This window comes from Faecalibacillus sp. MSK20_93, from assembly GCF_020589945.1.
Classification (GTDB): domain Bacteria; phylum Bacillota_I; class Bacilli_A; order Erysipelotrichales; family Coprobacillaceae; genus Faecalibacillus; species Faecalibacillus intestinalis.
In genome coordinates this window covers 81823-102647 of sequence record NZ_JAJDKA010000004.1, presented here as the reverse complement: position 1 = coordinate 102647, position 20825 = coordinate 81823, and the positions used below count along the sequence as shown (strand labels likewise).

The 20825-nt window shown below is 29.5% G+C and carries 24 protein-coding genes and 2 riboswitches; of the genes, 19 read left to right on the top strand and 5 right to left on the bottom strand.

Annotated features, from left to right (window positions below; genetic code table 11):
- Positions 1-11 precede the first annotated feature (11 nt).
- The 3 genes from LJD34_RS02630 (at position 12) to LJD34_RS02620 (ending at position 1671) form a co-directional block, all read left to right on the top strand.
- A complete protein-coding gene (locus LJD34_RS02630) occupies positions 12-392 on the top strand; it encodes an RNA-guided endonuclease TnpB family protein (RefSeq protein WP_227359120.1) in 381 nt (126 codons plus the stop codon).
- 129 nt (positions 393-521) lie between these two features.
- A complete protein-coding gene (locus LJD34_RS02625; RefSeq protein ID WP_227359117.1) occupies positions 522-782 on the top strand; it encodes a hypothetical protein in 261 nt (86 codons plus the stop codon).
- Positions 775-1671: a PHP domain-containing protein gene (locus tag LJD34_RS02620; RefSeq protein ID WP_227359116.1), complete on the top strand. Its 897-nt coding sequence runs from the start codon at positions 775-777 to the stop codon at positions 1669-1671. Before LJD34_RS02625 ends, LJD34_RS02620 begins: the two co-directional genes overlap by 8 nt.
- A gap of 1 nt (position 1672) precedes the next feature.
- Here the strand turns inward: LJD34_RS02620 and LJD34_RS02615 are convergent, their stop codons facing one another.
- Positions 1673-2521 (bottom strand): patatin family protein, encoded by an 849-nt coding sequence (locus LJD34_RS02615; RefSeq protein ID WP_227359115.1) that lies wholly within the window; start codon positions 2519-2521, stop codon positions 1673-1675.
- A 106-nt stretch (positions 2522-2627) separates the two neighbouring features.
- Here LJD34_RS02615 and pulA point away from each other — a divergent pair, with 106 nt between their 5' ends.
- From pulA to mfd, 3 genes are read left to right on the top strand one after another with little or no spacing between them, the layout of a single operon-like run.
- Positions 2628-4709 (top strand): type I pullulanase, encoded by a 2082-nt coding sequence (gene pulA / locus LJD34_RS02610; protein WP_227359114.1) that lies wholly within the window; start codon positions 2628-2630, stop codon positions 4707-4709.
- A gap of 3 nt (positions 4710-4712) precedes the next feature.
- Positions 4713-5267, top strand: coding sequence for an aminoacyl-tRNA hydrolase (gene pth, locus LJD34_RS02605; protein ID WP_117481910.1), 555 nt, complete (start codon positions 4713-4715; stop codon positions 5265-5267).
- Between the two features lie 8 nt (positions 5268-5275).
- On the top strand, positions 5276-8704 hold the full coding sequence (mfd, locus tag LJD34_RS02600) for a transcription-repair coupling factor (protein ID WP_227359113.1): 3429 nt from the start codon (positions 5276-5278) through the stop codon (positions 8702-8704).
- A 96-nt stretch (positions 8705-8800) separates the two neighbouring features.
- Here the strand turns inward: mfd and LJD34_RS16700 are convergent, their stop codons facing one another.
- From LJD34_RS16700 to LJD34_RS02580, 4 genes are all read right to left on the bottom strand, one after another.
- A complete protein-coding gene (locus LJD34_RS16700) occupies positions 8801-8938 on the bottom strand; it encodes a hypothetical protein (RefSeq protein WP_227359112.1) in 138 nt (45 codons plus the stop codon).
- Positions 8883-9152, bottom strand: a complete 270-nt coding sequence (locus tag LJD34_RS02590) for a hypothetical protein (RefSeq protein ID WP_227359121.1) — start codon at positions 9150-9152, stop codon at positions 8883-8885. Before LJD34_RS02590 ends, LJD34_RS16700 begins: the two co-directional genes overlap by 56 nt.
- Entirely contained in the window at positions 9118-9387 is a 270-nt protein-coding gene (locus LJD34_RS02585) for an Rpn family recombination-promoting nuclease/putative transposase (protein WP_317990151.1), read from the bottom strand. The genes LJD34_RS02590 and LJD34_RS02585 overlap by 35 nt, the downstream gene beginning before the upstream one ends.
- A gap of 213 nt (positions 9388-9600) precedes the next feature.
- A complete protein-coding gene (locus tag LJD34_RS02580) occupies positions 9601-10200 on the bottom strand; it encodes a YigZ family protein (protein WP_032090574.1) in 600 nt (199 codons plus the stop codon).
- 86 nt (positions 10201-10286) lie between these two features.
- Here LJD34_RS02580 and LJD34_RS02575 point away from each other — a divergent pair, with 86 nt between their 5' ends.
- From LJD34_RS02575 to LJD34_RS02515, 13 genes are all read left to right on the top strand, one after another.
- On the top strand, positions 10287-11153 hold the full coding sequence (locus LJD34_RS02575) for a DegV family protein (protein WP_227359111.1): 867 nt from the start codon (positions 10287-10289) through the stop codon (positions 11151-11153).
- Between the two features lie 13 nt (positions 11154-11166).
- On the top strand, positions 11167-11637 hold the full coding sequence (locus LJD34_RS02570) for a MarR family winged helix-turn-helix transcriptional regulator (protein WP_175301590.1): 471 nt from the start codon (positions 11167-11169) through the stop codon (positions 11635-11637).
- A gap of 103 nt (positions 11638-11740) precedes the next feature.
- A complete protein-coding gene (locus LJD34_RS02565; protein WP_022002966.1) occupies positions 11741-11932 on the top strand; it encodes a YabP/YqfC family sporulation protein in 192 nt (63 codons plus the stop codon).
- On the top strand, positions 11929-12837 hold the full coding sequence (locus tag LJD34_RS02560) for a sporulation protein YqfD (protein WP_227359110.1): 909 nt from the start codon (positions 11929-11931) through the stop codon (positions 12835-12837). Before LJD34_RS02565 ends, LJD34_RS02560 begins: the two co-directional genes overlap by 4 nt.
- The gene (locus LJD34_RS02555; RefSeq protein WP_022002964.1) at positions 12834-13787 is read left to right on the top strand and encodes a PhoH family protein; all 954 of its coding nucleotides are present in this window, start codon (positions 12834-12836) and stop codon (positions 13785-13787) included. The genes LJD34_RS02560 and LJD34_RS02555 overlap by 4 nt, the downstream gene beginning before the upstream one ends.
- The gene (locus LJD34_RS02550) at positions 13780-14454 is read left to right on the top strand and encodes a response regulator transcription factor (protein WP_119364352.1); all 675 of its coding nucleotides are present in this window, start codon (positions 13780-13782) and stop codon (positions 14452-14454) included. The genes LJD34_RS02555 and LJD34_RS02550 overlap by 8 nt, the downstream gene beginning before the upstream one ends.
- The gene (locus LJD34_RS02545; RefSeq protein ID WP_119363725.1) at positions 14447-15700 is read left to right on the top strand and encodes a sensor histidine kinase; all 1254 of its coding nucleotides are present in this window, start codon (positions 14447-14449) and stop codon (positions 15698-15700) included. Before LJD34_RS02550 ends, LJD34_RS02545 begins: the two co-directional genes overlap by 8 nt.
- 45 nt (positions 15701-15745) lie before the next feature.
- Complete coding sequence (locus tag LJD34_RS02540) at positions 15746-16954, top strand: S1C family serine protease (RefSeq protein ID WP_227359109.1); 1209 nt, start codon at positions 15746-15748, stop codon at positions 16952-16954.
- 61 nt (positions 16955-17015) lie between these two features.
- On the top strand, positions 17016-17783 hold the full coding sequence (gene murI, locus LJD34_RS02535) for a glutamate racemase (RefSeq protein ID WP_022002960.1): 768 nt from the start codon (positions 17016-17018) through the stop codon (positions 17781-17783).
- Position 17784: 1 nt separating this feature from the next.
- Positions 17785-18561 (top strand): Cof-type HAD-IIB family hydrolase, encoded by a 777-nt coding sequence (locus LJD34_RS02530; RefSeq protein WP_032090569.1) that lies wholly within the window; start codon positions 17785-17787, stop codon positions 18559-18561.
- A 38-nt stretch (positions 18562-18599) separates the two neighbouring features.
- Positions 18600-18716, top strand: a riboswitch (FMN riboswitch).
- Between the two features lie 78 nt (positions 18717-18794).
- Positions 18795-19436 (top strand): ECF transporter S component, encoded by a 642-nt coding sequence (locus tag LJD34_RS02525; RefSeq protein ID WP_147579497.1) that lies wholly within the window; start codon positions 18795-18797, stop codon positions 19434-19436.
- Between the two features lie 12 nt (positions 19437-19448).
- A complete protein-coding gene (locus tag LJD34_RS02520) occupies positions 19449-19904 on the top strand; it encodes a pyridoxamine 5'-phosphate oxidase family protein (RefSeq protein ID WP_147579498.1) in 456 nt (151 codons plus the stop codon).
- Positions 19905-19958: 54 nt separating this feature from the next.
- Positions 19959-20073: riboswitch (FMN riboswitch) on the top strand.
- 70 nt (positions 20074-20143) lie between these two features.
- A complete protein-coding gene (locus LJD34_RS02515) occupies positions 20144-20803 on the top strand; it encodes a Gx transporter family protein (protein WP_227359108.1) in 660 nt (219 codons plus the stop codon).
- Positions 20804-20825: the final 22 nt, after the last annotated feature.

The following is a 20825-nucleotide window of genomic DNA, read 5'->3' as shown; positions in this document are numbered from 1 at the left end:
AACAACGTATCATGAAAGATATAGATCATAAGCTAAGTCGTGAAATCGTAAATACAGCAAAAACTCATGACGTATCCGTAATCAAATTAGAGCGACTTCAAAACATACGCTCTACGACAAGAACAAGTCGAAAAAACAATCATAGCCTGCATACATGGTCATTCTATAGACTTGCACAGTTTATAGAATACAAAGCAAAACTTGCAGGCATAAAAGTTGAGTATGTAGATCCAGCATATACAAGTCAGATCTGTCCAATATGTGGAAGTGTTCATCATGCAAATGACAGAAAATATACGTGCAGATGTGGATTTCATACGCATAGGGATCTGCTAGGAGCTATAAATATATGCAACTCAACTGAGTATATTGGTAACAGATATACTGCCTAGAGAACTATAGGTTCTGCTCTAGGAAGGGTAATGGCATACCCCTATCTTGCACTGCGACCTATCAGAAATGAACTGGTCAGCCAACAATGTTGGCAGGTAGCAAGAATCCCCTGTCTTTAGACATGGGGAGTGTCAAAACAAGAGCGTTTATTAAAAGATGCTCCTCAAGAATTATTAGAAAAACAGATTGTTACTTTATGTTGTGTCTTAAATCCAGAAGCTATTGGTATTTGTGGTGATGTTTTAAAAGACATACAAATATCTTTACCAACGATTCCTTTAAAACATCAACCTCAAATAATTAAAATTAATCAACTATATAAATTAATTAAAGAAGGACTTTTTCAAATAGGAAAGAATCAAATGATAAGAGGGATGAATAATGAATAAAAGTTATATTGATTTACATATGCATAGTTTATACAGCGATGATGGAGAATTTACACCTACTCAACTTGTAGAAATGTGTCATGAAGCAGGGGTGAAAATTATGGCGATTGCTGATCATAACTGGGTCAAAGCCATTTATGAAGCCAAAAAGAAAGCAGAAGAATTAAAGATAAAATATATTCCTGCTATTGAAATTGATTGTACTTATAAAGGAATCAATTTACATGTTTTAGGCTATGGAATCGATTATACAAACCCAGCATTTAATCAATTGGGAGAAGATATTTTAAAACAAGAACTTAACTGTAGTTTAAAAAAATTAGAACTTACCAATCAATTAGGTTTTGATTTAAAAAAAGAACAATTAGATGCCTTAAGTAGTAATGGGGTTTATACTGGAGAAATGTTTGGTGAAGCTTTGTTAAAGGATGAAAGATATGTAGATCATGAACTTTTAAAACCTTATCGAAGTGGCGGAAGTCGTAGTGATAATCCCTATGTTAATTTCTATTGGGATTATTATGCTCAAGGAAAACCTTGTTATACAGAAGTTATTTTTCCTTCATTAGAAAAAACAATTCAATTAATTAATGATCATGGGGGAGTGGCTGTATTAGCACATCCGGGAAATAATTTAAAAGGAAAGTTTGACATTTTCAATGAAATGGTAGAAAAAGGACTTCAAGGAGTTGAATGCTTTTCAAGCTATCATAGTCTTGAAACCAATGATTATTTTTATCAAAAAGCTAAAGAGCTAGATTTATTATATACTTGTGGAAGTGATTTTCATGGTAAAACGAAATCAGCAATTCATCTAGGTGAAAATGGATGTGTTTCACCAGATGAAATTAAAGAACTTTTAATTAAATACCAATTAATAAGAGGCTAATTTAGCCTCTTAAGTATTTTTTTAAGTTTTTTAATTGATTATTACAATCACTTACACCTAAGTCATACATTTGTTGAATGACTTCTTTGTCTTTTTCAAGTCGTCCAATAGGGATGAGTTGACTAGGTCTTAAAACAAAAATCTTCTTTTCTTTTTCTAATTTTGTAATCAAATCTAAAGACGCATTATAATTTAAATAACGATTATTTAAGGTTTCTACAAAATGAGGATATTGATGATAAAAGAGTTTATTAAGATGTTTATTGGATGGCTTTTTACGATAATCTAAGGGTCTTGTTAAAACGACAATGATTTTATCAACATCCATCTCTAACATTTTTTTAATAGGAATACTGTCACTACAGCCACCATCTAAATATTCATGACCATTGACTTGAATGATATGAGATACAAAAGGCATTGAACCTGATGCTCTTAAATATTCAACTTGATCATAATTATCTAAAGTATCCAACAACTTATATTCTGCTTTTCCTGTTTGTAAATTTGTCACAACGGCATAAAAATCAACAGGAGATTCTTGATAACTTTGATAATCAATTGGATCTAAATCATCAATCAATTTTTCAAAACAAAATTCTTCATTCATGACATTTCCTGTTTTTAAAAAAGAATAAACACCCATATAATCTTTATTTCCAACGTAAGCTTTATTATATCTCAAAACACGTCCTATTTGTTTTGATTTATAATTCATTCCAAATAAAGCTCCTGCTGAAACACCAATAATTGTATCAACATCAATCTTTTCTTTTAAAAATGTATCGATGACACCCGCTGTGTATAAACCACGCATAGCGCCACCTTCTAATACTAAACCAACTTTCATTTATATCACCGAGGGTATTATATCATAAAATTTGAATATCAAAGCAAAAAAGAAGATGTTTGAATAAAATATATATTTTGCGTATAATACGATTAGGTGATTAAAAATGGAAAAAGGCAAAATACGTATGCTCGCCAATTTAATAGAGCTAAATAAAATAGAAGTAAGGCTTTCAAAAAAATATTATGGGGGAATTTCTCCAAAACTTTATTTGAGAGATTTAAATAAAGAAACACTTGTAGAAATTCCTGTTGCTGAAACATGTGAAGATGATATTTGTGTTAAATATTATTTTAAAAATGTTCATATTGATTTAACGCATCATTATGAGATGGTAGATAATTATGGTTTAAGTGCTATTTTACAATATGTAAGACTTTCTGAATTGGATGATTTTGATGAATTATTTTATTATGATGGAAAATTAGGACCTCTTTATCAAAAAGAAAAGACAACTTTCAAAGTATGGGCGCCTACGGCTTTAGAAGTCATGGTTAAAGTAGGAAATGAAGCTTATCAAATGGAAAGAAAAGAAAAAGGGGTTTTTGAAGTAACGATCCAAGGAGATTTGGATAATCAAGAATATAATTATTTGATTCGTCATCATAAAAGTTTTCATGAAACATTAGATCTTTATGCTTATGCTTCTAATGCTAATAGTAATAGTAATATTGTCATTGATGTTGATAAAATCAATGAACCACTTTATTTAGAAAACTTACAACATATGAAAAGAAAAACAGAAGCGATCATTTATGAATTAAGTGTTCGTGATTTTACTATGTCTAAGACAATTAACGCAACACATCCAGGGACTTTTATGTCTTTAGTAGAAAGTGGTTTAGTTACACCACAAGGTAATAAAGCAGGGTTTGATTATCTTGTAGATTTAGGTGTCACTCATGTTCAAATCATGCCAATGTATGATTTTGCGACAGTAGATGAACTTCATCCTACAGTGATGTATAACTGGGGTTATAATCCAATTCAATACAATGTTCCTGAAGGAAGTTATGCTTTAGATCCTCAAGATGGTTATTCGCGAGTTAAAGAATGTCGTCATATGGTTTCAACACTTCATCAAAAAGGTTTAAGAGTGGTGATGGATGTTGTTTATAATCATATGTATGATTATTATACAAGTGCGTTTGAAAGAACAGTACCGGGGTATTATTTTAGAAAGAATCAATACGGAGAAATGTCTAATGGTTCTTGGTGTGGAAATGATTTGGAATCAAGACATCAAATGGTAAGACGATATATTAAAGATATGTGTTTGCGTTGGCAAAAACTTTATGGAGTAGATGGTTTTAGATTTGATTTAATGGGTATTATTGATATTGAAACCTTAAATCAAGTTTATGATCAAGCTTCAAAAATAGATGATAGTTTTATTATGTATGGCGAAGGATGGAATATGCCTACAGCTATGGATGATCATGAAAAAGGAATGCAAGATAATCATCGTAAGATGTTAAATATTGGCTTCTTTAATGATTATTATCGTGAAACTTTAAAGGGTGGAAGTGGAGATTCTGCTTTAAAGGATAAAGGTTATTTTGCGGGGAATATGTATAATTGTGAAATTGGTGGTGAATGTATGAAAAATACAAATCGCTACAGCTATGTTGATCAAAGTATTAATTATGTTGAATGTCATGATAATGCGACAACATTTGATAAATTTGCAATTAGTAATGGAGATGAACCACTTGAAACTCGTAAGAAAAGACAATTGATGTTGAATGTTGCGCTTATTTTATCACAAGGAATTCCTTTTATTCATTGTGGTCAAGAGTTCTATCGTAGTAAAGATGGACTTGGAAATACGTATAATACATTAGATCATATTAATGCAATCAATTGGTCTTTAGTTGATGAAAATCAAGAGGATATTGAAACTCTTAAACAAATGATTCAACTTAGAAAAGAAAATGGTGGATTTAAGTATGAGACAATTCAAGAAGTAAATGAATATGTAAGTACAAATCATTTTGATTATCGTATTTTAAGATATTGTGTGAAACAAAATAAAGGAAAATATCAAGAGATTGTTGCATATTTTAATCCTTCGTATTATGATTTTGAAATAAATGATATGGATGAATATGAAGTGATTTATAATGATCATGAATCACGCACATATTTAGCTCCTATTTCGATGAAAATATTTGGATTAAAGAGGTAAAAAATGAAATTAATTATTGGTTTAGGTAATCCTGGAAAAGAATATGAAAATACAAGACATAATACAGGATTTATGGTATTAGATCGTTTAAGTGAAAAATTAAATATTGAAATGACACAAAACAAATTTAAAGGACTTTATGGAAAAAGTAAATATAAAGGTGAAGATGTGATTTTATTAAAACCACAAACTTATATGAATTTATCTGGAGAATCTGTTAGACAAGTTATGGATTTCTTTAAAATCAATCAAGAAGATATCTTAGTTATTTATGATGATTTAGATATGCCAGTAGGAAAGCTTCGTTTAAGACAAAGTGGTAGTGCTGGTGGTCATAATGGTATTAAAAATATTATCTTGCATACTGGAAGTCAAAATTTTAATCGTATTCGTGTAGGTATTGATCGTAGTAAATATATAAAAGTTGTTGATTATGTTTTATCACGTTTTACAAAAGATGAACAAGATGCTATCAATCAAGGGATTGAAAATGCCAGTGATGCAGTCATTGATTATTTGGATCATGGATTTAACCATGCAATGAATCGTTTTAATTAGAGGCACATATGAAAAAGATACTACATTTATTAAAAGATAATAAAGCATTTAATGCTTTATTGAATAAACAAAATATCGTTGTCAATTCTTCCAACAGCGAAGCGCTACTGATTGCTAGCACATTTTTGACTTTAAAAAAAGATATGCTGATTGTTAAATCAAACCAATATGAAGCTAATCTTCTTTATAAACAAGTTTCTCAAATGATTGATGAAGCCCTTTATTTTCCTGTAGATGAATCTTATCGTATTGAAAGTTTGGCCGCTTCAGGAGAATTATTAGGACAAAGATTAGGAACGATGTATCAACTTACACGACCTGGTCCACATCTTTTGATCAGTCATGGTCATAGTGTGATGCGATATGTTCCAAGTGTTGATGTTTTTAAGAAAAACTGTATGACTTTAAAAGTAGGAGATCATATTGATGTTTATGATTTACAAAGATTTTTAGTGCAAGCAGGTTATATGCATACAACACGTGTTGATCAACCTTTCTATTTTTCTAAACGTGGGGGAGTCGTTGATATTTTTTCAATGCAATATGACCATCCTATTCGTATCGATTTCTTTGATGATGAAATTGATTATATTAAATTTTTTGATGAAAAAACACAAAGAACGATTGAAAAAGTGGATGAAATTGAAATTATTCCAGCTACCGATCTTCTTTATTTAGATCAAGAAGTAGGTTCAGTTGTTACACAAATCAAAGATTCTTTTGAAGAACAATATCAAAAGATGGATGATTTATTTAAAGATGATTTTGAAGAAAAAATCATGATCGATATTGAAAACTTAAAAGCACATGCTACAGATAGTAGTCAATATGCGTATTATCATCTCTTTAAAAATGTGACGAGTATTAAAGATTATTTAGATGATCCAATTACTATTTTATGTCAAGAAGAAGATATTCATTTTCAAATCAAAAACTATATTTCAGAAAACTTCTATTATTATCAAGAATTAAGCCAAAGTGGACGCTTTTTAAAAGATAATCAACTTTATCAAGACTTTGATAGCATTATTAAAGATAACTATCAAGCTATTAATACTTTTGCAACAAATAAAGATGATGTTGTCTTTTTAAGTCACGATGTGATGTTTAATCGAGATGATGAAAAACGTGTCATCCAACAAATCAATGATTATTTAAAGAATAGTCAAATTTTAATTTCTCTAGAAAATAAACATCAACTTCAATTGATGGTGGAACTTTTTGATCGGCATGAAATGAAATATACACTTGTAGGAATTGATGAAGTAATTTATCCAGGTATTAATCTTTATGTAGGAAAACTTGCATCAGGATTAGAACTTATTGAAGAAAAAGTAGTTATTTTAACAGCCTATGAATTATTTGGAGAAGTCAATGTTTCTAAAACAAAATATTTTAGATTTAAAGATGCTAAAACATTACGTAACTTCCAAGAATTAAATGTTGGTGATTATGTTGTTCATGATAGCTATGGAATAGGGCAATATTTAGGAATTAAAACACTTGATGTTAAAGGATATCATAAAGATTATTTATATGTGGCTTATGCTGGAGATGATACGCTTTATATTCCAGTTGAACAATTTAAAATGATTCGTAAGTATGCAAGTGCTGATGGTAAAGTACCAATGATCCATGCTCTTGGAAGTAGCAAATGGACAAAAGCTAAACAAAAGGCTAAAAATAAAATTGATGATATTGCTGATCGATTAATAGAATTATATGCTAAAAGAATGTCTTCACCAGGGTTTGCTTTTTCTAAGGATAATGAATTACAAATCGATTTTGAAAATCAATTTGGTTATGCTTTAACTACTGATCAACAAAGAAGTGTTGATGAGATTAAATTGGATATGGAAAAACCTCAACCAATGGATCGTCTTTTATGTGGAGATGTTGGTTTTGGTAAAACTGAAGTGGCCTTACGTGGTGCTTTTAAAGCAATTTTAGATCATAAACAAGTAGCTTTTCTTTGTCCAACAACTATTTTATCAATGCAACATTTTAAAACAGCCACCGAACGTTTTAAAAATTTCCCTGTAGAAATTGCTTTACTCAATCGTTTTACTTCATCTAAAGAAAAGAAACGTATTTTAAAAGAAGTTAAAGAGGGTAAAATTGATTTATTAATAGGAACACATCGTATTTTATCAAAAGATGTCGCGTTTAATGATTTAGGGTTACTTGTTATCGATGAAGAACAACGTTTTGGTGTTAAACAAAAAGAAAAAATCAAAGAATACCGTGAAACCATTGATGTTCTTTCTCTTTCAGCTACACCAATTCCTCGTACATTACAAATGTCTTTAATGGGAATTAGAGGATTATCGAAAATCGATACACCACCTAAAAATAGATTACCTGTACAAACTTATGTTGTTGAAAAAAATAATACGTTAATTAAACAAGTTATTGAAAGAGAACTCGCTAGGGATGGACAAGTTTTCTATCTTTATAATCGAACAGATCAAATCGCTAATGTAGCTTATAAAATTTCTTCTACTGTTCCTAATGCAAAAGTAGCTATAGGACATGGCCAAATGGATAAAAATGAACTAGAAGATGTTATGCTTCGTTTTATGAATAAAGAATTTAATGTTCTTATTTGTACAACAATTATTGAAACAGGAATTGATATTCCTAATGCCAATACGATGATTGTTGAAGATGCTGATAAATTTGGTTTAGCCCAACTTTATCAAATTAGAGGACGTGTAGGTCGTAGTGAAAGAGGCGCTTATGCTTATCTTCTTTATAAAAAAGATAAGTCTATTCAAGATGATGCATTAAAACGTTTAAAAGCGATTAAAGAATTTACTGAACTTGGTAGTGGTTATAAAATTGCCATGCGTGATTTATCAATTCGTGGTTCAGGAGATATTCTTGGGGGTAAACAAGCTGGGTTTATTGATGATATTGGTTTTGAAATGTATATGAAGATCTTACAAGATGCCATCAATGTAAGAATGCATAAAGATGAAAAGCCTGAAGAAGAAGTTAAAAACTTAAATGTGAGTGTAGATGGTTATATTCCTGATGACTATGTAGAAAGTGATTATGAAAAACTTGAATTGTATCAAAGATTAGATAAAGCAAAAACAATGAGTGAACTTAATAGTTTAAAAGCGGAATTTGATGATTATTATGGAAATTTACCGGAAGCTATTTTAACATTGATTGAAAAGAGAAAACTTGAAATTCTTTCACATTATTCTATTATTGAAGATATTAAAGATTCTGGTAAACAACTAGAAATTATCTTTTCACCAAATGCTTTTGAAACAATTTCAGGTGATAAATTATTCTTGCTTGCTAATCAACTTTTTACAAAGCCAGCCTTTAAATCTTTAGATAATAAAATAACAATTAAAATTAATAAACATGATCAATGGCTTAATCGTTTAAATGAGTTTATTGAAACGTTATCAAAAAAATAAACGAAAGAAAAGTACGACAAAACCGTACTTTTCTTTTTTATAAAAAAAGCAAGCCAAATAAAATGCCTTGCTTTTTCTTGTTTATATATTAACTTATTAATTAATGATTTTTAAAACGTCATCTTCGTTTGTGATAGCAAAAATTGAAAGTGTTAATGTATTAAGTTTTTCAATTGAACTATTTGGTATTGCTTGTTCGAGTTGATTTGGTACATTTCCTAATTTTACTTTCAATAATGATAATACTGTTTTCTTTTCTCGTTTTTCGCCTTCTTTTCATTCCTTCACACATATCGATTTCATCTCCTTCTGGTAAGTCTCTAATTAAATCTAAACTTCCTGTAATGATGGCTGCATAAATAAAGTTATCTCTATTCATCTTTATTCTTCGATGTAATCCCTCATAGTTTCCTTTATACATCTCTTGGATGGCTTCTTGTTTGTTCATCTTTGATCTTACTGGTATCTATTTCTTTGACATCGACAGCTTTGATTTTCCAATCATTAACATATTCTTTTAATTCTTCTGGTATATCAAAGTAATCATTTAATTCTAAAGGGGTATTCCATTTCTTATCTCCTGTATAAAAAACAATCATAACTTGAGGAACTAATCTTTTAAGTTTTTTGTTTTTTAATTGTTTTAAATACTCCGTCATTTCATAGTTGCCATATCGAATCACCATATTCTTATCGATCGTACTTTGGTGTTCGATACTGAAGAGACAACAGACACCATCAACATCTGTTTTTACGACAATGTTCCTTCTTCTTTTTTTATTGTTTTATCTTTCCTTTTTTCTTCTTTCAATGGACGGATAGTCCATTGAATAATTGTTTCTTATACAATAAAGGCCTGTCAACAAAATTGTTTTGTCAACAGGCTAAATACATATTTATTTTACAGGAACATATTCTTTTTTTATAAATTCTTTACTGTAACGATTACTTGTTAAATCTTGAATTGTATCAAAGAAAGACAAATCATCAATATAAAGACGATAAGTGACTTGTTCATCGTATTCTTTATTTATACAATCAATGTCATTTACTTTTAATAGATGCTCAAATTTTTTAGTAAAACTATAATCAAGAGAAACGTCATAGACATCGATTAAATGTTTTTCAACAATATTAGCTTCTTTTAAAGCGTCAGCCACAGCTTGACTATAGGCGCGTGTTAAACCTCCAGCTCCTAATTTAATGCCTCCAAAATATCTTGTAACAATTGCAATGATATTACTGAGTTCTTGTTTTTTTAAAACATTGAGCATTGGAAGACCTGCAGTACCTGATGGTTCTCCATCATCATTGGCTCTTTCTTTTGTACCTACAAGATAGGCAACACAATTATGTGTAGCATCTTTATATTTTTCTTTATAATAATCAATAGTTTCATTGATTTTTTCTTCATCATTTAAAGGAATGAGCGTACAAATAAACTCTGATTTTTTAATGACTAATGTGTGTTCAGTTATTTTTTCAATAGATTTCATTTTTTCACCTTCCGACTTTTATGATAACATAAAACTTTAAAAATAATCCATAATTTGTTATATTATATGAGGAAGAGGTGGAGAGTATGGAAAAAATTGCTATATTAGCGGATAGTGGATGTCAAATTCCTGTAGATTCAAGAGAAAATGAAGGAATATTTATTGCACCACTAACAATCACTATGGAAGGTAAAAGTTATTTAGATGATATTGAAATTCATAGTATAGATGTTTTTAAACGTATGGAAAAAGACGATATTATGGTGATGACTTCTCAACCATCAACAGGTTCACTGCAAGAAGCAGTTCAAAAAATCAAAGATCAAGGATATAGTCATGTTATTGGTTTACCTATCGCTACAGGACTTTCTTCAACCATGAATGGAATGAAGCTTGCGTGTGATATGTTAGAAATGCCAGTAACATTAGTGGATACAAAAGGAACAGCGAGTAATCAAAAATATCTTGTAGAAGTTGCAGCAAAACTTGCTCGTGAGGGAAAATCACCAGAAGAAATAAAAGATATTCTAGAAAAACTTGTAGAAGATTCAGCAACGATTATTATGGTTCCTAATTTAGATCATTTAAAAAAGGGAGGACGTATTACTCCTGCTGTTGCAGCGTTAGCTGGACTTTTAAAAATTGTACCAATTATGAAATTAAACTATAGTTTAGGTGGTAAAATTGATAGTTTTGGTAAAGTAAGAACGACTAAAAAAGCAAATTTAAAAATTATTGATCACATGGTCAATGAATGTAAGGTTAACAATAAGAATTATGTTTTTGCAATCGAACATGTTTTAAATGAAGAACTAGCATTAGAAATGAAACAAAAATTGATTGAACAAATTGGAGAATGTGAAATACTTGTAAGAGAATTACCAGCTGTAGTTGGAGCTCATATGGGTATTGGTGGTATTGGTTATCAATATATTAGAAAATACGAAGAGTAATAAGGAGAAAAAGATGACACAAAGAGTAGATACGATAGAAACAGTTGTTGATGTTTTTAATATTGCGATGGATATACAGGAATTATATTTAAAACAAGGACCTTTTAAACAACTTTCGATGTCTGAAATGCATGTTTTAGAAGCTGTTGATAAAGAATCAAGTCCCTCAATGTCAGCTGTTGCGAATCATTTGAATGTAACACTTGGAACTCTTACGACAGCTGTTAAAAAAATTGTAGAAAAAGGTTTTCTTATTAAAGAAAAATCTACTCAAGACCAACGTATTTATTACTTAAGATTAACAGATCAAGGAAAAGAAGCTTTGAAAGTTCATGAACAATTTCATCATGAATTAGATTCTATTTATAGAAATCGTATTCCTGATGAAAGAGTAGAATGGGTTTTTTCAACATTAAGTGATATTTATAAAGATCTCGTTGTTTATCGAAATGAATTATTAAGAAGAAAAGATCAAAATAAGTAAAGTCAACATTACAAGTTGACTTTTTTGATGTTATAAAAAGATCGAACCATAAAATTCTATACATAATGAAAAGGAAATATCATAGCTTATAATAGGTGATAGAATGCTTTGTATACAAAAAAATAGAATTTTAATTAAACATTATCAGTTGATTATTACATTAGAATCAACGATTTTTGAATGTAAAATGAATCAACAAATTATTTCAATAAAAGGAAAAAATATTGAAATACGTTACTATAGTCAAGATGAAATTATGTTAATGGGTGAGTTTACATCAATTATATTTTCATGAATTTAGGCTATGATTATATTGTTATTGAAACAAATGATATTGTTTCATTTTTAAAAGAAACCAAAAAACATCAGCTCACACTTTTTCATTTACATCAACTTGATGCATTACGTTATTCATTTTACGTTCCTATTTATCAAAGATATATCACATCTTCTATGCATTTACCTATTCAAAAAAGTATAGGCCTACTTCATTATTTATTTCTTATCTTTAAATTTCCACAAATCATTTTTACACTTGCTTTTATAAGCACACTTTTTATTTTACCACATTATATTTATGACTATAAAATAACAGGCTCTCTTTCTATCGTGAACAATCAACTTCAAAAAGACCTCAATAAACAAATACAAATGATGCATCCTAAATTGACTTATCCTCAAATCAATAAACTTTATGATCATTTAAAAAGAAAATATCAAAGCGAAATTGATTATTTAAATGTTTATCAAAAGGGAAGTGTTTTACATGTTGAATATACACCCGCTAGTCATAATCAAAAGACGGTCTTAAAATATCAAGATTATATCGCTAAAAAAGATGGGGTTATTCGTCAATTGGATGTCAAGCAAGGAAATGTTTTAGTTAAAGTGAATCAGTATGTAAAAAAAGGAGATGTTTTGATTTCACATCAAATTGAAGATACGAAACAACAAATAAAAATGATTCCCACTTTAGGAAGTGTAGAAGCTTATACTTATCAATATATAGAGGCTTCGTCATCAAATGTTAAAGATAAAGATATATTTGCGTATTTGCTTTTTAAAATAAGAAGTCAATTACCAAAGAATGTAAAAATTGACAGGGAAAAAGTACTATCATATGATATAATAAAGAAGAAATATGTATTAAAGATGCAATATGTTTTTATAGAGAATATTGCAATTAGGGAGGATTCATGAAAGAAATTGTTAAGTTAGAAGCTTATAACATTGAACAACTTGTTAATTTATCTGGAGTAAAAGATGAAAATTTAGAAGTTTTAGAAGATCATTTTCAAGTTGAAATTTCTTTAAGAGGAGATGAAATGTCAATTGTTGGAAGTCAACAACAAATTGAAAAAACTAAAAAAGTCATTTATTCTTTGTTAAAACTGATTGTTTCAGGGGTTTCTATTTCAAGAAGAGATGTTATTTATGCTCAAAAACTTGTAGAAAAAGATAAGTTGGATCAATTATCTGAACTTTATCATATAAAAATAGCTAGAACATATAATGGAAAACTTATTTATCCTAAAACATTAGGACAAAAGAGTTATTATTATGCTTTAAAAAATAATGATGTGGTTTTTGGAATAGGACCTGCGGGAACAGGAAAAACTTATTTAGCTGTTGTTTTTGCAGTAGCAGCTTTAAAAAATAATGAAGTTAAAAAAATAATTTTAACAAGACCAGCTGTTGAGGCAGGAGAAAATTTGGGATTTTTACCAGGAGATTTAAAAGAAAAAGTAGATCCTTATTTACGCCCTTTATATGATGCTTTATACGATATGTTAGGTGTTGAACAAACTGAAAAGCTTATGGAAAAAGGTGTTATTGAAATTGCACCTCTTGCTTATATGAGAGGTCGTACTTTAGAAGATGCTTATGTTATTTTAGATGAAGCGCAAAATACAACAGATAATCAAATGAAAATGTTTTTAACACGTTTAGGATTCAGATCAAAAATGATTGTAACAGGAGATATTTCACAAATCGATTTACCAAGAAATACAACTTCTGGACTTATTCGTGCATTAGATATTTTAGAAGGGGTCAAAGGGATTTCATTTATTCATTTATCAGCGATGGATGTCGTAAGACACCCTGTTGTTCAAAGAATAATAGAAAGATACGATGGGAATAATGAATAATATATTATTAATTGAAGATGATATGTCCATCAATAAGATACTTGCCTATGAACTTAGAAAAAAAGGTTATTTAGTAGATAGTTTATATGATGGAAAAGAGGCTGTTTCGAAGATTTTAGAAAATGATTATGATCTTGTTTTGATTGATTGGATGCTTCCATATAAAGATGGTGTCTCTATTATTAAAGAAGTAAGACAAAATGATTATGTTAAACCACTTATTTTATTAACGGCACGCAGTGAACAAGAAGATATTATTAAAGGATTAGAAGCAGGAGCAGATGATTATTTAACAAAACCATTTCAATCAACAGTTTTAATAGCGCGAATTGAAGCTCATTTAAGAAGACATCATAAACATTTTTTAGATGAAATTAAATTTGAAGATGTTATGATGAATACTAAAAATCGAGAAGTGACAATTGATGATCATGTTATTGTTCTAACAAAAGTAGAATATGATTTATTAAAAATGTTTATGGAACATCCTAAAGAAGCTGTTTCCCGAGAAACTTTATTACAGTCTATATGGGGATTTCAATATGATGGAGATACACGTATTGTTGATGTTCATGTTTTTAAATTAAAAGGAAAGTTAAAAGAAAGTCGAGTTTCTTTTAAATCTGTAAGGGGAGTTGGATATAAGTTGGTGAAAAAAGATGACTAAAAGTTATTTGAAAGTTGTATTGATGGGAGTTGTTGCTTTATTACTTTGTTATTTTAATAAGGCTTACAGTCTTTATATCATGCTTCTTTTTATCTTTGTATGTGCAATCAATGCTTATCAATTAGAAAGTCATTATCAACGAATGGGACGCTTTTTTCAAAGAGAAAAGGATAATGAAATAAAGGAAGTAGAAATTGAAAATAAATATCATGAAAAGATATTAAGTCAACTGATTCGATCAATGAATTTACCGATGTTATTTATTGATAAAGAAGGGAAAATAGCTTTTACCAATCAAAGTTTTAGAAAAGGCTTTGAAATACCACATTTAAAAGGAAGATATTATAAAGATATATTTGTAGGTGAGATGCTTGATTTAGTAGATCAATGCTATGTTTTTGAAAGACCATTATCGTCGGTTGTAAAAATACAGTCGAGATATTATCAAGTAGAATCTTCACCTGTTTTTTCTGATAAAGAACATCTTATTTTTGATGGAACGATTGTTTTATTTACAGACGTTTCTAAAATGAAAGAAATTGAAGATATGCAAAAACAATTTTTGTCAGATGTTTCTCATGAACTTAAAACACCGATGTCAGCTATTATTGGAAGTGTAGAAATATTAAAAAGGGATGGTTTAGATTCACCAGAAATATTTCAAGAGTTTATGGATATCTTGTTGAAAGAAAGTTATCGTATGCAAAATATCATTAATGATATTTTAGAATTATCACGATTAGATCAAACAAGAGTTAAATTGGATTTTAAAGAATTAGATGTCAAAGCTGTTGTTAAAGAAAGTATTGATTTATTTGAGCCAATGGCTAAAGAAAAACATATTTCTCTTATTTATCATAATAAAATAGAAAAACCTGTTATTTTAGATTATTCAACGGTTAAAACAATTTTAAGTAATTTTATTTCTAATGCAATTAAATACTCTAATGATGGTGTTATTACAATTAAAACTAAAAAAGAAAATAATATGTTTGTTTTAAGTGTACAAGATGAAGGAATGGGTATACCTAAAAATAAGCTGAATTATATTTATGATCGTTTTTATCAAGTAGATAAATCAAGAAGTTCAAAGATATCAACGGGACTTGGTTTAAGTATTGTTAAAAAAATCGTCGAATTGAATCAAGGAACGATCGATGTTGAAAGTACTTTAGGGATAGGTTCGACTTTTACTGTCAAGTTGCCTATAAATCCCAAAGTTTCCCACAATGAGGATATAATTTAGACATATTTATTTTTTATGATAATAGCATCAAAAGGAGGAAATATTATGAACGAAGATAATAACAATAATTTTATATTAGTTGATGAAGATAAAACTAAAGAAAAGAAATGGAAAAAAATAGTAAAAATTTTATTAGTAGTTGCTATTGTCTGTTCCTTTGTAATGAATGGCTATGTTTTTTATAATATGATGTCATCATCGAATGATAGTACAACGACCGTTACAAATAAAGAAACTGTAAAACAAGTCAATTATGATGTTAAAACAGATACAACAAGTGTTGTAGAAAAAGCGAGTGATAGTGTTGTAGGAGTTGTTGTTTATAAAAATACAACAAATAATGCTTTTGGATTTGGTGATAATTCAAGTTCTTCGAGTGAAACACAATCTGGAAGTGGTAGTGGGGTCGTTTATGATCAAACTGGTAAATATACCTATATTATTACGAATCACCATGTTATTGATGGTGCAAACAAAATACAAGTTGTATTTTCAAATAATGAATATGTAGATGCAGAAGTTGTAGGTAGTGATGAATATAGTGATGTCGCTATTTTAAGATGTCAACCAAGCTTTGATGTAAGTGTTATTGATTTAGGAGATTCTGATTTATTAGATAAAGGAGAAACAGTTTTAGCGATTGGTTCACCATTAGGAATTCAATATTCAGGAACTGTTACTCAAGGTATTGTTTCAGCAACAGATCGTACAGTTTCTGTTGATTTAAATGATGATAATGTTGATGATTGGGATATGAATGTTATCCAAACAGATGCAGCTATCAACCCAGGTAATAGTGGTGGAGCGCTTGTTAATATGAAAGGTGAACTTGTAGGTATTACGAACATGAAGTTCTCTGATGAAAGCGTTGAAGGTATGGGATTTGCTATCCCTATTAATGATGTTATTACAGTTGCAGAACAAATTCGTACAAATGGTAAAGTATCTCATCCAGTTATCGGTATTTCAGGTGTTTCTTTAAATGATTATTCTTCATATGAACTTCAAAGATATGGTGTTAAAGTATCTGTTGATGAAGGTATCTATGTTGTTAAAGTAACAAGTGATGGTGCTGCAAGTAAAGCTGGAATCCAACAAGGTGATGTTATTGTTAAATTAGATGGTAAAGATATTACTACTTATAAATCGTTCTTAACAGCACTTTACTCGCATAAAGCAGGAGATAAAGTAAAAGTTGTTGTTAATCGTAGTGGCACAGAAAAAACGATTGAAGTTACGCTTCAAGAAAAATAGATATTGCTTAACGCAATATCTTTTTTTATAATTAATGTAGAATGATTGAAAGAGGAATTATATGAAAATAGGTATTTTTGATTCAGGAATAGGTGGCTTATCAGTATTATATGAAGCAATGCAACTTTTACCTCATGAACAATTTATATATTATGCTGATGAAAAACATGTTCCTTATGGGGAAAAAACAAGAGAAGAGATCATTGGCTATGTAGATGAAATTATTCAATTTATGATTGATCATGATTGTAAGGCCATTGTCATTGCTTGTAATACAGCAACCAGTGCAGCAGTTGCTTTGATGAGAAAAAAATATGATATTCCTATCATTGGAATGGAACCTGCAGTAAAAAAAGCAGTTGATTTATATGGAAATCAAAAGGTATTGGTGTGTGCGACACCAATTACAGTTAAAGGTAAAAAGATGTTGGACTTGGTAGAAAGAGTTGATAAAGATCATTTAGTTGATTTGGTTGCTTTACCAAAACTTGTCCGCTTTGCTGAAAAACAAGAGTTTAATAGTGATGAAGTACTTGCTTATTTAAAAGAGGCACTTTCGAAATTTGATTTTAAAGAGTACGGTTCTCTTGTTTTAGGATGTACACATTTTAATTATTTTAAAGATAGTTTTCATCAATTATTACCGCATGTCCATTTATTAGATGGTAATAGAGGAACAATTAATTATTTAATGAAAAATATTGAATTAGAAAATTTGGAAAGTTCTGTTGAATATTATTATTCTGCTAAAAGAGTAAGCGGTGAAGAATTAAAACGTATTGAACGCTATTTAGAACGTTTAAAAAATATGAAAGATATAGGTATATAATATGGTAAAAGCAATTTTTTTTGATATCGATGGAACACTTGTCAGTTTTAAAAATCATCAGATTCCTAAATCTACATTTGATGCTTTATATAAGTTAAAAGAAAAGGGAATCAAGCTTTTTATAGCAACAGGAAGAGGAAAAGATGGATTAGATGTTTTAAATGATTTTCCTTTTGATGGTTATATTACGTTAAATGGACAATATTGTTATACAAATAATCAAATTATTTATTCAAATACAATCAAAAAAGAAGATCTACAAGCTTTATTAGATTATTTAAAAGATCATCAAGTTCCTTGTGGCTTTACAGAAGAAAATACAAAATACTTCAACTATCGTGATGAGCGTGTTGATGCAATTCATGCTATTACTCATAATGATGATCATCCTGCCGGAGATTGTAGTCATGTCATTGATAAATCGATTTATCAAATTATGTGTTTTGTTGATGAAAATGAAGAAAAAGAAATCTTAAGTCATATGCCTCATTGTATTTCAGCAAGATGGCATCCAACTTTTTGTGATATTTCACCAATAGGTGGAACAAAACAATTAGGAATTGATAAATTTTTAGAATATTATGGTCTTGATTTAAAAGATACGATGGCTTTTGGTGATGGGGGAAATGACATGCAAATGTTGCAACATGTCTCTCTTGCCGTAGCTATGGGAAATGCGGGAGATGAGTTAAAAAGCATTGCTGATTTTGTGACAAAAGATGTGGATGATGAAGGTATTGCCTATGCATTAAAACATTATGGTTTGATAGACCTTTAAAAATAAGAAAAATTATTATATAATAAAGAAGCAATAAAATAATACTTCAGGGCAGAGTGAAATTCTCTACTGGCGGTAAACTCCGCGAGCTAAAGATGGCCGAACTGGTGAAATTCCAGTAGCAACAGTTATAGTCTGGATGAAAGAAGTGTTTTTTGTAATACTTTTATATACAAAAACGTACCTAGAAGATTATTTTAGGTGCGTTTTCTTTGTTAAAGGAGGTATATAAAATGAGTACAAAGAAAATAACAACAGTAGGGATGCTTTGTGCCATGGCAATGATCGTTAATGTATTTATTTCATTTCCAATTGTTCCAGCGGTATCTTTTTTAAGGTATGATCCCAAGGATATTTTAATTGTTATTGGCGGATTTATTTATGGACCAATGACATCATTATTAATGAGTTTTATTTGTTCGATTTTTGAAATCATGTTAAAGGGAGGCAATATTTTAGATGTCTTGATGAATATGGTTTCAACGTGTTCTTTTGCTTGTATGGCTGCTTTTGTATATAAAAAAGTACATAATCAAAAAGGAGCTATTTTAGGACTTGTTCTAGGTGTTATGTGTACAACAATATCTATGCTTATTTGGAATTATATCATTACACCTATTTATTATGGAATGCCAAGAAGTGCTATTGTACCAATGTTGCTTCCAGGAATATTACCTTTTAATTTAATTAAAGCAACGATGAATGCTGCCATTGTCTTTTTCTTATATAAACCAGTGGTTCAAATATTAAGAAGAAGTCATTTGGTTGAAAAATCAAATCGACAAGGAAGTGTTTATAAAGGTTATGTCTTTGTCGTAGGTGTTGTTTTAGTGACAATGATTTTATTTGTTTTAGGATATCAAGGAATTATATAGGGAGGAAATAAGATGGAATTTTTAGAAGCTAAAAAAATTATGGAACAAAAAATGGGAGATTGGAAAATTATGGCACTTGCCAGTTGCGAGGATAATTATCCGATGGTGAGAAATGTCAGTTGTCTTTTTTATAATGATAAAATCTATTTTAAGACAGATAAGAACTTTAGAAAGACACAGCAGTTGTTTAAAAATAATCGTGTTGCAATGTGTTTTAATGGAACACAAGTTGAAGGGATTGCTGTTAATAAAGGATTGGTCGTTGATGAACCAGGAAGAGTTTTTGAAAAGAAATATAAAGAGTATTTATGGCAAAGTTATAATGCTTATTCTCACGTTGATAGTGAAATTTTGATCGAAGTGACTCCTGAGTTTGTGGAAATTTGGGATGAAGATGAAGATCGAAAGGCTTTTCAATTGTTTATTGATTTTAAAAAGAAAACAGTTGAATATAAACCTTACGATTAAAGAAATCATATGATTTGATTTTTTTTTTTTGAAGTGCTAATATATATATGAAAAGAAAGTCTTCAGGGCAGGGTGAAATTCCCGACCGGTGGTGATAGTCCACGAGCAGATGCAGAAAAGGTGCAATTCCTTTACCGATAGTGAGAGTCTAGATGGAAGAAAGACATTTTTTTAGATAATGTTTTTAGTCATGGAGATTAGTATTTTCATGATATTTTTTATTTTAAAGGAGAACTATTATGGAAAGTACTAAGACACAAAAAATGGTTTTAGCAGCAATGCTGGCTGCACTTGGGATGATTTTAAATCTCATTGAGATTCCTTATCCCTTTGCTCCTTGGTTAAATCTTGATTTATCAGAAATTGTCGTATTGGTGGCTATTTCAACTTTAGGATTTGTTCCAGCTTTATTTGTTTGTATTTGTAAGTTTTTTGTTTCAATTTTATTTAAAGGACCTGTTGGACCAATGGCTATTGGGCAAATTGCAGCATTGATTGCATCGTTATCAATTTGTGTAACATATTCATTGCTTGCTCGAAAAATTGATCCAGAAAAGAATTTAAAGAATTATTTTTTAGATATGGTTTTAACGATGCTTGTTTTTGCTTTTATTATGTTTGTCATCAATTATTTCTTTGTGACACCTACTTATTTAATGCAAAAACCGACATGGTATACAAATCTACCTTTTGCGGTTGATATTCAAGCATTTAATCAACAATATGGTTCAAATATTTCAATTCCGAAATTTTTATCTTTTTTATCACCTTATGGACAAGCTATTTTTATTATTTATTTTCCTTTTAATTTTATTAAAGGAATTATTACAGGAATTGTTTATTATCTTGTAAGACCGGTTGAAAAAAGATTTAAAAGTAAATATATTAAAGAAGCTTAGGCTTCTTTTATTTTTTTATAGT

Bases quoted from the DNA above. Each gene is read 5' to 3' on its own strand.
- LJD34_RS02530 (WP_032090569.1), top strand. From the start codon at position 17,785: ATGGTAAAAGCAATTTTTTTTGATATCGATGGAACACTTGTCAGTTTT.
- LJD34_RS02620 (WP_227359116.1), top strand. From the start codon at position 775: ATGAATAAAAGTTATATTGATTTACATATGCATAGTTTATACAGCGAT.
- LJD34_RS02555 (WP_022002964.1), top strand. From the start codon at position 12,834: ATGAAAGAAATTGTTAAGTTAGAAGCTTATAACATTGAACAACTTGTT.
- pth (WP_117481910.1), top strand. From the start codon at position 4,713: ATGAAATTAATTATTGGTTTAGGTAATCCTGGAAAAGAATATGAAAAT.
- LJD34_RS02520 (WP_147579498.1), top strand. From the start codon at position 19,449: ATGGAATTTTTAGAAGCTAAAAAAATTATGGAACAAAAAATGGGAGAT.
- LJD34_RS02575 (WP_227359111.1), top strand. From the start codon at position 10,287: ATGGAAAAAATTGCTATATTAGCGGATAGTGGATGTCAAATTCCTGTA.
- LJD34_RS02560 (WP_227359110.1), top strand. From the start codon at position 11,929: ATGAATTTAGGCTATGATTATATTGTTATTGAAACAAATGATATTGTT.
- LJD34_RS02630 (WP_227359120.1), top strand. From the start codon at position 12: ATGAAAGATATAGATCATAAGCTAAGTCGTGAAATCGTAAATACAGCA.
- LJD34_RS02545 (WP_119363725.1), top strand. From the start codon at position 14,447: ATGACTAAAAGTTATTTGAAAGTTGTATTGATGGGAGTTGTTGCTTTA.
- LJD34_RS02525 (WP_147579497.1), top strand. From the start codon at position 18,795: ATGAGTACAAAGAAAATAACAACAGTAGGGATGCTTTGTGCCATGGCA.
- LJD34_RS02540 (WP_227359109.1), top strand. From the start codon at position 15,746: ATGAACGAAGATAATAACAATAATTTTATATTAGTTGATGAAGATAAA.
- LJD34_RS02590 (WP_227359121.1), bottom strand. From the start codon at position 9,152: ATGAACAAACAAGAAGCCATCCAAGAGATGTATAAAGGAAACTATGAG.
- LJD34_RS02580 (WP_032090574.1), bottom strand. From the start codon at position 10,200: ATGAAATCTATTGAAAAAATAACTGAACACACATTAGTCATTAAAAAA.
- LJD34_RS02615 (WP_227359115.1), bottom strand. From the start codon at position 2,521: ATGAAAGTTGGTTTAGTATTAGAAGGTGGCGCTATGCGTGGTTTATAC.
- pulA (WP_227359114.1), top strand. From the start codon at position 2,628: ATGGAAAAAGGCAAAATACGTATGCTCGCCAATTTAATAGAGCTAAAT.
- mfd (WP_227359113.1), top strand. From the start codon at position 5,276: ATGAAAAAGATACTACATTTATTAAAAGATAATAAAGCATTTAATGCT.
- murI (WP_022002960.1), top strand. From the start codon at position 17,016: ATGAAAATAGGTATTTTTGATTCAGGAATAGGTGGCTTATCAGTATTA.
- LJD34_RS02550 (WP_119364352.1), top strand. From the start codon at position 13,780: ATGAATAATATATTATTAATTGAAGATGATATGTCCATCAATAAGATA.
- LJD34_RS02515 (WP_227359108.1), top strand. From the start codon at position 20,144: ATGGAAAGTACTAAGACACAAAAAATGGTTTTAGCAGCAATGCTGGCT.
- LJD34_RS02565 (WP_022002966.1), top strand. From the start codon at position 11,741: ATGCTTTGTATACAAAAAAATAGAATTTTAATTAAACATTATCAGTTG.
- LJD34_RS02570 (WP_175301590.1), top strand. From the start codon at position 11,167: ATGACACAAAGAGTAGATACGATAGAAACAGTTGTTGATGTTTTTAAT.